The sequence below is a fragment of the Pseudomonas sp. NBRC 111140 genome, assembly GCF_001320885.1.
Lineage (GTDB): Bacteria > Pseudomonadota > Gammaproteobacteria > Pseudomonadales > Pseudomonadaceae > Aquipseudomonas > Aquipseudomonas putida_P.
This window is the reverse complement of sequence record NZ_BCBQ01000135.1, coordinates 1-11,382: the sequence shown is the minus strand read 5'-3', so window position 1 is coordinate 11,382 and position 11,382 is coordinate 1. Positions and strand designations below refer to the sequence as shown.

The window sequence follows — 11,382 nt, the reverse complement described above, 5'->3', positions numbered from 1 at the left end:
CACGGCCGATGGCCAGGGTGGCAACCGGCACGCCAGCAGGCATCTGCACGATCGACAGCAGCGAATCGACGCCCGACAGCATCGACGACTGCACCGGCACGCCCAGCACCGGCAGATGGGTCTTGGCGGCGCACATGCCTGGCAGGTGGGCTGCGCCACCGGCACCGGCGATGATCACCTCGATGCCACGGCCCTCGGCCTCCTCGGCATACTGGAACAGCAGATCCGGGGTGCGGTGAGCGGAAACCACCTTCACTTCGTAGGGAATGCCGAGTTTTTCCAGCATATCGGCGGTGTGGCTAAGGGTGGACCAATCGGACTTGGAGCCCATGATCACGCCAACCAGTGCACTCATCGTCGAGCCTCTTCGCTTGTGCGCCCGCAGGCGCGTCAAAAAACAACAAGCCACGCGGGACGACCGGCGTGGCTTGTTTGCTGATCAGGACCGGATGCATCCGGTCGAAAGGCCGCGCAGTATACCGTAAGGTAGTGCGATTAAGGCACCCCGGCGACCAACTGTCGGGCCTTATTTTTCGGGGCTTTGGCTGACTTTTGGGTCAACCGCCGCCGCCCCCTCGAGCTTGCGCCACAACAGCCTGACGTTGGCCTTGCGCACCAGGGCGCAGCGGTACAGGCGAATTTCCAGTGGCACATGCCACTGGCTGCCGCCGCAGACAGCCAGTTCGCCCCGTTCCAGCTCGCCTCGCATCGACAGGCGCGGCACCCAGGCGATGCCCAGGCCTTCCAACGCCATGCTTTTAAGGCTGTCGGCCATGGCGGTTTCATAGACGGTGGTATAGCGCAGGTTGCGCTGGCGCAGCAGCAAATTCACCGACCGCCCGAGGAATGCACCCGCGGTATAGGCCAGCAGCGGCACGCTGCCCTCGCCTTCCAGGTCGAACAATGGCTTGCCTTCAGCATCCACTGCACACACCGGCAGCATTTCCGTAGTGCCCATGTGCAGCGACGGGAAGATCTCGGCATCCATCTGCAGGGCCGCATCCGGGTCGTAGAAAGCCAGCATCAGGTCACAGCCGCCCTCGCGCAATGCGTGCACGGCATCTCCGACGTTAGTCGCAACCAGGCGGGTGGCGATGTTCAAACCGTCGTTGCGCAACTGGGCAACCCAACGGGGGAAAAAGCCTGATGCCAAGGAGTGTGCCGCCGCTACCTGAACCACCTCGCCCTGCCCACCCTCAAGGTGATGTAAATGGCGGAGAATTTCGCCCAACTGGTCGACAACGGTGCGCGCTGTGACGAGAAAAAGCTGCCCGGCTTCGGTCAGTTCGATCGGTGTGCGGGAACGGTTCACCAGTTGCAGGCCCAGCGCCGCTTCAAGGCTGCGAATGCGCCGGCTGAAGGCCGGTTGGGTCACGAAACGCCGCTCTGCCGCCTGGGAAAAACTGCGGGTAGCGGCCAGCGCACTGAAGTCTTCCAGCCATTTGCTTTCAAGGTTCACGAAGCACATCTCCCGGCATGCACCAAAATGGAACACGCTCGAATGTCAATTGGCGTCACACGAAACACTATGCCGTTTGTGCATAGGTTAGCGTGCAACAGCATTGGCCGCAAAATCACCTTCAGGCCTAGGATTGGCGCCATTCCGGCATGTGCCGGGTCAAAATCGAGATGATATACATCATGTCCTCCGCTGCATCGTTCCGCGTCGAAAAAGACTTGTTGGGTACCCTTGAAGTTCCTGCAGATGCCTACTACGGCATCCAGACCCTGCGCGCTGCCAACAACTTCCACCTCTCCGGTGTTCCACTGTCGCACTACCCGAAGCTGGTCGTGGCCCTGGCCATGGTCAAGCAGGCCGCTGCCGACGCCAACCGTGAGCTGGGTCACCTGAGCGATGCCAAGCACGCTGCCATCACCGCAGCCTGCGCCCGCCTGATCAAAGGCGATTACCACGACCAGTTCGTGGTGGACATGATCCAAGGCGGTGCTGGTACTTCTACCAACATGAACGCCAACGAAGTCATTGCCAATGTTGCACTGGAGGCCATGGGCCACCAGAAGGGTGAGTACCAGTACCTGCACCCGAACAACGACGTGAACATGGCGCAGTCGACCAACGACGCCTACCCGACCGCTATCCGTCTGGGCCTGCTGCTGGGCCACGACGCACTGCTGGCCAGCCTCGACAGCCTGATTCAGGCCTTCGCTGCCAAGGGTAAAGAATTCGACCACGTACTGAAGATGGGCCGTACCCAGCTGCAGGACGCCGTACCGATGACCCTGGGCCAGGAATTCCGCGCCTTCGCCACCACCATGACCGAAGACCTGCAGCGCCTGCGCTCGCTGGCCCCGGAACTGCTGACCGAAATCAACCTGGGCGGTACCGCCATCGGCACCGGCATCAACGCCGACCCTGGCTACCAGGCTCTGGCCGTACAGCGCCTGGCCGCCATCAGTGGCCAGCCGCTGGTACCGGCTGCCGACCTGATCGAAGCCACTTCCGACATGGGCGCCTTCGTGCTGTTCTCCGGCATGCTCAAGCGTACCGCGGTCAAGCTCTCGAAAATCTGTAACGACTTGCGTCTGCTGTCCAGCGGCCCGCGCACCGGCATCAACGAGATCAACCTGCCAGCGCGTCAGCCAGGCAGCTCGATCATGCCAGGCAAGGTCAACCCGGTTATCCCGGAAGCCGTCAACCAGGTGGCCTTCGCCATCATGGGCAACGACCTGGCCCTGACCGTCGCCGCCGAAGGTGGCCAGCTGCAGCTGAACGTGATGGAGCCGCTGATCGCCTACAAGATCTTCGACTCGATCCGCCTGCTGCAACGCGCCATGGACATGCTGCGCGAGCACTGCATCGTCGGCATCACCGCCAACGAACAGCGCTGCCGTGAACTGGTCGAGCACTCGATCGGCCTGGTCACTGCACTGAACCCGTACATCGGCTACGAAAACGCCACCCGTATCGCCCGCGTTGCCCTGGAAAGCGGCCGCGGCGTGCTGGAACTGGTGCGTGAAGAGAAGCTGCTGGACGACGCGATGCTCGACGACATCCTGCGTCCAGAAAACATGATCGCCCCGCGCCTGGTTCCGCTGAAGTCGTAACCAGCCCGCTGCAAACAGTCTCACCAGGTTAAGGGACTAGACACCTCTCAACCTTTCAAGGCCCGAGCCTATGCTTCGGGCCTTTTTTTTGCCTGATGGTTTTGCCGCCACCAGGCGGCCTCGGATATCGGCACACAACTTGCTCCATAATGCGTCCCAGGCCAACGGGATTACCCAGCATGCTGCACAGTCACCTGACCACCCTCAATGCGGTTTCGCTGATCCTCAATGTCTTTCAGGCAGACGGTTGCGAGGCCTCGGCACTGCTGGCCGGCAGCGGCATCGGCCCGGCAGACCTGGGCCACGCCGATGCGCGCATCACCACCCAGCAGGAACTGCAGGTGTGCGCCAACGCAGTGGCCCGGCGTGAGGACATCGGCCTGGAGCTGGGCCGGCGCATGCATGTGTCGTGCTACGGCATGCTCGGTTACGCCCTGCTCTCCAGTGCCACTTTGGGTGACGCCTTGCGCCTGGCGCTGCAGTATCCGGCACTGCTGGGAACAGTCTTCAAGCTGCGTTTGCTCGACGACGGCCAGCGCGTCTGGTTCAGCGCCAGCGACTATCACGACAGCCCTGCGCTGAGCGCGTTCAACGCAGAGTTCTGCCTGGTTTCGCTGAAAGTCATCTGCGACGACCTGCTTGGCCGCCCGTTGCCGCTGCTGGGCACCCGTTTCGAGCACCCTCGTCCTGGTTACCACACACGCTATGCCGATGCGTTCCAATGCCCGATCGGCTTCTCCGCCGAGGACAATGCCTTTGCCTTCGAAAGGCGCTGGCTGGATATGCCGCTGCCGCTGGCCGACCCGATTACCCACAAGGCCATGAGTGAACGCTGCCGACGCCTGAACCTGGAGTTCACGGGCCGCCAGGCCTGGCTAGGGCGGATTCGCCAGCTGCTGGTGCAGCAGTTGGACGCAGCACCGGGGCTGGAAGGGCTGGCGAGGCAGATGAACTGCTCGTCGCGCACCCTGCGTCGGCATTTACAGGCGTTGGGCTGCAGTTATCAACAGCTGCTGGACGAGCTAAGGTTCGAACGGGCCAAGCAGTTGTTGACAGACGAGCAAATGCCGATTTACCGGATTGCCGAGACCTTGGGCTTCAGTGAGACGGCCAGCTTTCGGCATGCGTTCCAACGCTGGAGTGGTGTGGCGCCCAGCCACTTTCGCGGTTGAGCTGCTGCGGCCAAAGCGCTTGGCCATATCGATCCCCTTTTGGCCATTTGCGTCGTTCTCCCGTACTGATCCGCCCATGACAATGGACCCACGCCAGTACCCACCGGAGAACAACAATGCTGACGATCTATTCCGATGACCACCGCCTGCACCACGGCCGCTGCGAGCTGATCGACGGCAAGCTGATGCCCTGCTTCGAAATGCCTTCGCGTGCAGACCATGTGCTCGACCAGGTAAAAAAGCGCAACCTCGGCGATATCCAAGGCCCTACCGATTTCGGCCGCGCGCCGTTGCTTCGCATCCACAGCGCCGACTACCTGAACTTCTTCGAGGGCGCCTGGGCCCGCTGGGCCGCATTGGGCCATGAGGGCGACCTGCTACCCTTCACCTGGCCTGCACGCACCCTGCGCCAGGTAAAACCCACTGGCCTGCACGGTGAGCTGGGCTACTACAGTTTCGATGCCGGTGCACCGATCACCGCCGGCACTTGGCAAGCGGCCTACAGCGCCGCCCAGGTCGCCCTTACCGCCCAGGCAGCGATCCAGCAAGGTGCCCATTCGGCCTTCGCGCTGTGCCGTCCGCCAGGGCACCACGCCGCTGGCGAAGTGATGGGTGGCTACTGCTACCTCAACAACGCCGCCATCGCCGCTCAGGCCTTCCTCGACCAAGGCCGGCGCAAGGTTGCCATCCTCGACGTCGACTACCATCACGGCAACGGAACCCAGGACATCTTCTACAGCCGCGATGATGTGTTCTTTGCCTCGATCCACGGCGACCCGCAGGATGAATTCCCGTTCTTCCTCGGCTATGCCGATGAAACCGGCGAAGGCGCCGGCGAGGGCTGCAACATCAACTACCCCTTGCCGGCCGGTAGCGACTGGGCTGCCTGGAGTGCCGCCCTGGAAGACGCCTGCCAGCGCATCGCCCGCTATGACGCCGACGTACTGGTGATCTCCCTGGGTGTGGACACCTTCAAGGATGACCCCATCTCGCAGTTCAAGTTGGACAGCCCGGACTACCTGGAGATGGGCCAGCGCATCGGCCAGCTGGGCAAGCCGACCTTGTTCGTGATGGAAGGCGGCTACGCTGTGGAAGAAATCGGTATCAACGCGGTCAATGTGCTGGAAGGCTTCCAGCGCGCCCAGCCAGGAGCCCGGTAATGGTCCGACTCAAGCGTCTGCTCACCCCGTTCATCGCTGCCACCCTGTTCACCGGTGCCCTGCACGCCCAAGCGGAGCAGCGCACCCTGCGTGTGTATAACTGGTTCGATTACATCACCCCGCAGACCTTGACCGACTTCCAGAAGGACAGCGGCGTCAAACTGGTGTACGACATCTTCGACACCAACGAAGCACTGGAGGCCAAGTTGCTCACCGGCAACTCCGGCTATGACGTGGTGGTACCGTCCAACGTGTTCCTCGCCAAACAGATCGAAGCCGGGGTTTTCCAGCCGCTGGACCGCAGCAAGCTGCCGAACTGGCAACACCTGGACCCGGCGCTGATGAAGCTGATCGAAGCCAACGACCCGGGCAACAAGTTTGCCGTGCCGTATATGTATGGCACCGTGTTGATCGGCTTCAACCCGGCCAAGGTCAAGGCGGCGCTGGGCGACAATGCGCCGGTGGACAGCTGGGACCTGATCTTCAAGGAAGAGAACATCGCCAAGCTCAAGCAGTGCGGCGTAGCCCTGCTCGACTCGCCATCGGAGATCATGCCTCTGGCCCTGCAGTACCTGGGCTTGCCGCCGAACAGCGACAAACCGGCCGACTACAAGAAGGCCGAGGAACTGATGCTGAAGATTCGCCCGCATATCACCTACTTCCATTCCTCGAAGTACATGGCAGATATTGCCAATGGCGACATCTGCGTGGCGGTAGGCTACAGCGGCAGCTTCTCGCAGGCCGCCAACCGCGCCCGTGAGGCGAAAAATGGCGTGGTGGTGGACATGCGCCTGCCCAAGGAAGGCGCGCCGATCTGGTTCGACATGCTGTCGATTCCGAAGGGCGCGGCCAACCCGGAGGATGCGCATGCGTTCATCAACTACCTGCTGCGACCCGAGGTGATCGCACCCATCAGCGACTTCGTTGGGTATCCGAACCCGAACAAAGATGCGACCGCCAAGGTGAACCCGACGATTCGCAACAACCCCAACCTGTACCCGACGGCCGAGGCGATGGCCAAGCTGTATACCCTCAAGCCCCTGGCACGGGATGCCGAACGGGCGCGAACCCGGGCCTGGACGCGGATCAAGTCCGGCACCTGAGTCACCCACGAAGGGCCGCACAGCGGCCCCATTCACTTTCTCCAGGCTTTGCGCAGCTTCATCAGGGCCTCGGCAATCTCACCCTCAGGCACCGCCGCAAACCCCAGCACCAAGCCCGCTCGCTTATCCACAGGCACATCGCTATCCGCCAACCAGAAATTGCTCAGCGGTGTTACCTCCACGCCCACCGCCTCCGCTCTTGCCACCAGTTCCTGCTCTTTCGCAAAGTTATCCACATCGACCTTCACATGCAGCCCGGCCGCCACTTCCGGCATTGCGCCCAACCCCGGAACATCCACTGGCCAACCGGCCTTGAGCACATTGCGCCGGTTCAACGCCGCCTTGCGCATACGGCGGATATGCCGCTGAAAATGCCCGCGGGCCATGAACTCGGCCATCACGCACTGGCTGCTGACCTCCGAATGCCGCACCGCTAGCGCCTTGCCCTGGCTGAACGCCTGCGCCAGCTGCGGCGGGAGCACCAGATAGCCCAGGCGTAACGCCGGGAAGGCGATCTTGCCAAAGGTGCCGACATACAGCACCCGCCCGTGCCGGTCGAGCGCTGCCAGCGGGGCCAGCGGCGCGCCACTGTAGCGATACTCGCCGTCGTAGTCGTCCTCGATGACCCAGCCATCGCTGCGTTCCGCCCAGGCCAGCAATGCCAGGCGGCGCGCCAGGCTCATGGTCACCCCGGTCGGGTACTGGTGAGCAGGCGTGACATAGGCCAGCCGGCAATCCGGCCGTTGCTCGAGCCGGCCGCAATCCATGCCGTCTTCATCCACCGGCACGCCAAACACTCGGCCACCCGCCAGCGTGAAAGCATGACCGGCCGCCCGATAGCCTGGGTTTTCCACAGCCACACCGTCGCCAGGTTGCAGCAGCAGCTGTGCACAAAGGCTGATGGCCTGCTGCGCACCACTGGTGATCACAATTTGTTCAGCCGTGCAGCTCAGCCCGCGCGAGCGGCGCAGGTAAGCCGCGATCAACTCGCGTAAAGCCGGCTCACCTGCCGGATCACCGTAGCCCAGCTGTTCAGGGGAAGGGTTGCGCCAGAAACCCGCCTGCAGCTTGGCCCAGACGTCAAATGGGAACAGGTCGAATGCCGGAATACCGACGCGAAAAGCACGAGGCGCACCGCTTCTTGGCGAGGGCAAATGACCACTTTTCAAGCGCTGCAAAGGCTCGCTCAAACGTCGATCGCTGGATAAATCATCAGTATTTCCAACGGAAAATGTGGATAACCCTGTTGATAAACCCAGGGATAACCCTGTGGATACTTGTGTGGATAGTTTCGGAAGCTGGCTAACGTACGTGCCATCACCGACGCGGCTTTCGATGTAGCCTTCGGCATACAGTTGGTCATAGGCACGCACCACGCTGTTGCGTGACAGCGCCAGCATGCCCGCCAGGTCACGTGTGGCCGGCAGCCGCGTGCCACTGCTCAGGCGCCCATCCAGCACCCGCGCCCGTAACGCCTGATAAAGCTGCTGGCTAAGCCCGCGACGGCGATCAAGGGCGATGCCGGCAGGGTCGAAAGGCAGTATGAGGGGCTGCTGGCTCATGGCATTGGACCTATCAAATCAGACAGTAATGGCTCTTACCCAGAACCAATAGCCTGCCTAGGATGAAGCCATTCGACAAGGATCCCGCCCATGTACAACAGCAAACCCCACCAGGAACACGACCTCGCCCGCCTGCACCAACACATGCTGGACACCCGCCTGGCCGTTCTGGTCAGCCACGGCGAGCAGGGCCTGCTGGCCACGCACCTGCCGGTGCTGGTCGATACCGCTGAGGGCGAGTTCGGCACAGTATATGCCCACCTGGCCCGGGCCAACCGCCAATGGCAAGACCTCGAGCAAGGCGGCGAAGCGCTGCTGGTGTTCCCCGGCGCCGATGCCTATGTCAGCCCCAGCTACTACCCAAGCAAGGCCGATAACCCCAAGGTGGTGCCGACCTGGAACTACCTGGCTGTGCACGCCTATGGCCCGGCCGATGTTATCCATGAGGCCGAGCCGCTGCTGGCGATCGTAAGCCGCCTGACCGACCGACACGAACAGGGGCGCAGCGAACCGTGGAAGGTCACCGATGCCCCTGCTGACTACCTCGACGGCATGCTCCGCGCCATCGTCGGGGTCCGCCTGCCCATCGCCCGCCTGCAAGGCGCGCGCAAGCTCAGCCAGAACCGCTCCGAGCAAGACATCGCCGGTGTGTGCGAAAGCCTGAGCGCCAGTACCGATCAACAAGACAACCAACTCGCGGCGCACATGCGCCAACTCTGAAGGAATAGCCCCATGTCTAGCGTTACCCTGCGCCCTGTCACCGCCCAAGATCACGCCGCCTGGCAGGCCCTGTGGCAGGCCTACTTGCACTTCTACGAAACCGAGTTGGCCGATGAAGTCAGCCAGAGCACCTGGCAGCGCCTGCTCGACCCTAACGAGCCAACCCATTCGGCACTGGCCTGGGTCGATGGCAAGGCCGTGGGGATGGTCAACTTCATCTACCATCGCTCCAACTGGAGCATCGAGAATGCCTGCTACCTGCAAGACCTGTACGTGGACAGCACGCAGCGTGGCCTGGGCATCGGTCGGCAACTGATCGAACACGTCTACTCCACCGCCAAGGCCGATAACTGCAGCAAGGTGCACTGGCTGACCCACGAAACCAACGCCACCGCCATCAGCCTGTATCAGCAGGTTGCCGAGCGCTCGGGCTTCATCCAATTCCGCAAAGGTTTGTAGGCCAGATATGACTGACGCATTGAACTGGAAACCCGCCGCAACACCCAAGGCCGAGCCAATCGAAGGCCGCTTCATCCGCCTGGAAAAGCTCGACCCGGTGCGCCATGGCAACGACCTCTGGGAGGTACTGCAGGGGCCAGCCTCCGACCCAGTGCTGTGGGACTACCTGCCCTACGGCCCATTCGCCGAACGTGCCGCCTTCGATCGCTGGCTGGAAGGCAACGCTGCAGGCCAGGACCCGCTGTACTACACCGTCATCGACCGCGCTAGTGGCCAGGCCCAGGGCATCCTCACCCTGATGTCGATCGTGCCCGACCACGGCCGAATCGAAATCGGCCATATCGCTTTCGGCGCCCCCATGCAGCGCACACCCAAGAGCACCGAGGCGGTGTACCTGCTGGGCAAGCTCGGCTTCGAACTGGGCAACCGCCGGCTGGAGTGGAAGTGCAATAACGCCAACGCCCGCTCGAAGCGTGCAGCGGAGCGATTTGGCTTCACCTACGAAGGGGTTTTCCGCAAACACTTGGTGGTGAAGGACCACAACCGCGATACGGCCTGGTATTCGATTACCGATGATGAATGGCCGGCGGTGGCTGCCGGCTTCGAGCGGTGGCTGGGTGAGGATAATCAGCAGCCAGGCGGGCAGCGACAAACATTGGAAGCGTGCCGCAACGGTTGATTTTTGTATTGGCTTGCTGGCGACAGGGCCATCAAATGCAGCACAAAAAAAAGGGGAGCATCCGCTCCCCAGAGGTAAACCGCTTGTGGATGAAGGCCTGAATCAGCCCTCGATCTCGATCAGGATTTCACCCGGCGTCACGCGATCGCCCTTGGCCACATGGATGGCGACGACCTTGCCGGCGATGGCCGCCTGCACTTCGGTCTCCATCTTCATGGCTTCGGTGATCAGCACGGCCTGACCGGCCTTGACCACGTCACCTTCCTTGACCAGCACATCGACGATGTTGCCTGGCATGGTGGTGCTGACGTGGCCTGGGTCGGTGGCTTGCTTGCGTTTGCTGCCGCCGCCGCCGACGAATTCGTTGAGTGGTTCGAACACCACTTCTTCCGGCATGCCGTCGATGGACAGGTAGAAGTGGCGCTTGCCTTCGGCCTTCACACCCACACCCGTGATGTCGACGCGGTAGGTTTCGCCGTGCACGTCGATGACGAACTCGGTCGGTACGCCTTCACCGCCAGGGGCAGAAACGGCGCCAGCTTCTGGAATCGGCAGCAGGGCTTCCGGGGTGAGCGTGCCGGCTTCGCGTTCTTCGAGGAACTTGCGGCCAATGTCCGGGAACATGGCAAAGGTCAGCACGTCCTCTTCACAGCGGGCCAGGGCGCCGATGTCGGTACGCAGCTTGGCCATCTCCGGCTTCAGCAGGTCGGCCGGGCGCACGTCGATCACTTCTTCGCTGCCGATCGCCTGGCGGCGCAGTTGCTCGTTGACCACACCTGGCGCCTTGCCGTAACCGCCTTGCAGGTACAGCTTCACCTCGTTGGTGATGGTCTTGTAGCGCTCGCCGGCCAGCACGTTGAAGAACGCCTGGGTGCCGACGATCTGCGAGGTCGGCGTTACCAGCGGCGGGTAACCAAGGTCTTCACGCACACGTGGGATCTCAGCCAGCACTTCGTTCATGCGGTTGAGCGCACCCTGCTCTTTCAACTGGTTGGCCAGGTTGGAAATCATGCCGCCCGGCACCTGGTTGACCTGCACGCGGGTGTCCACGGCGGTGAACTCGCTTTCGAACTGGTGGTACTTCTTGCGCACGGCGTAGAAGTACAGGCCGATTTCCTGCAGCAGTTCCAGGTCCAGGCCGGTATCGAACTCACTGCCCTTGAGCGCGGCAACCATCGACTCGGTACCCGGGTGGCTGGTGCCCCAGGCGAAGCTGGAAATGGCGGTGTCGATGTGGTCTGCACCGTTTTCCACAGCCTTGAGCTGGCACATGGCCGCCAGGCCGGCGGTGTCGTGGGAGTGGATGAACACCGGCAGCGACTGCTCGGCCTTCAGCGCCTTGACCAGCTCGCCAGTGGCGAATGGGGTCAGCAGGCCGGCCATGTCCTTGATCGCTACCGAGTCGCAACCCATGGCTTCCATCTGCTTGGCTTGGTTCACGAAGGCTTCGATGGTGTGCAC

At 62.4% G+C, this 11,382-nt stretch carries 11 protein-coding genes; 7 read left to right on the top strand and 4 right to left on the bottom strand.

Annotation, left to right across the window (positions count from 1 at the left end):
* Together purE and APH42_RS27105 are read right to left on the bottom strand one after the other, a co-directional pair.
* Positions 1–355 (bottom strand): 5-(carboxyamino)imidazole ribonucleotide mutase (purE, locus tag APH42_RS27110; protein WP_060494621.1); only part of this gene is annotated, 355 nt, incomplete at its 3' end.
* 171 nt (positions 356–526) lie between these two features.
* On the bottom strand, positions 527–1,459 hold the full coding sequence (locus tag APH42_RS27105) for a LysR substrate-binding domain-containing protein (protein WP_012274865.1): 933 nt from the start codon (positions 1,457–1,459) through the stop codon (positions 527–529).
* A gap of 182 nt (positions 1,460–1,641) precedes the next feature.
* Here APH42_RS27105 and aspA point away from each other — a divergent pair, with 182 nt between their 5' ends.
* The 4 genes from aspA (at position 1,642) to APH42_RS27085 (ending at position 6,501) form a co-directional block, all read left to right on the top strand.
* Positions 1,642–3,066 (top strand): aspartate ammonia-lyase, encoded by a 1,425-nt coding sequence (aspA, locus tag APH42_RS27100; protein WP_041166808.1) that lies wholly within the window; start codon positions 1,642–1,644, stop codon positions 3,064–3,066.
* 179 nt (positions 3,067–3,245) lie between these two features.
* Entirely contained in the window at positions 3,246–4,238 is a 993-nt protein-coding gene (locus tag APH42_RS27095) for an AraC family transcriptional regulator (protein ID WP_060494620.1), read from the top strand.
* Between the two features lie 116 nt (positions 4,239–4,354).
* On the top strand, positions 4,355–5,398 hold the full coding sequence (locus APH42_RS27090) for a histone deacetylase family protein (protein WP_012274868.1): 1,044 nt from the start codon (positions 4,355–4,357) through the stop codon (positions 5,396–5,398).
* Complete coding sequence (locus tag APH42_RS27085; protein ID WP_012274869.1) at positions 5,398–6,501, top strand: polyamine ABC transporter substrate-binding protein; 1,104 nt, start codon at positions 5,398–5,400, stop codon at positions 6,499–6,501. Before APH42_RS27090 ends, APH42_RS27085 begins: the two co-directional genes overlap by 1 nt.
* A gap of 32 nt (positions 6,502–6,533) precedes the next feature.
* Here APH42_RS27085 and APH42_RS27080 read toward each other — a convergent pair whose 3' ends face one another.
* On the bottom strand, positions 6,534–8,063 hold the full coding sequence (locus tag APH42_RS27080) for a PLP-dependent aminotransferase family protein (protein ID WP_012274870.1): 1,530 nt from the start codon (positions 8,061–8,063) through the stop codon (positions 6,534–6,536).
* Positions 8,064–8,153: 90 nt separating this feature from the next.
* Between APH42_RS27080 and APH42_RS27075 the strand changes: the two genes are divergently transcribed.
* Genes APH42_RS27075 through APH42_RS27065 form a run of 3 tightly spaced genes read left to right on the top strand, consistent with a single transcriptional unit; the run spans position 8,154 to position 9,921 of the window.
* A complete protein-coding gene (locus tag APH42_RS27075) occupies positions 8,154–8,783 on the top strand; it encodes an FMN-binding negative transcriptional regulator (protein WP_012274871.1) in 630 nt (209 codons plus the stop codon).
* Between the two features lie 12 nt (positions 8,784–8,795).
* Positions 8,796–9,242, top strand: coding sequence for a GNAT family N-acetyltransferase (locus APH42_RS27070; protein WP_060494619.1), 447 nt, complete (start codon positions 8,796–8,798; stop codon positions 9,240–9,242).
* A gap of 7 nt (positions 9,243–9,249) precedes the next feature.
* Positions 9,250–9,921 (top strand): GNAT family N-acetyltransferase, encoded by a 672-nt coding sequence (locus APH42_RS27065; protein WP_012274873.1) that lies wholly within the window; start codon positions 9,250–9,252, stop codon positions 9,919–9,921.
* A 102-nt stretch (positions 9,922–10,023) separates the two neighbouring features.
* On the opposite strand, the gene APH42_RS27060 is transcribed toward APH42_RS27065, so the two are convergent.
* The coding region (locus APH42_RS27060) for a pyruvate carboxylase subunit B (RefSeq protein ID WP_060494618.1) at positions 10,024–11,382 on the bottom strand (1,359 nt) is incomplete at its 5' end.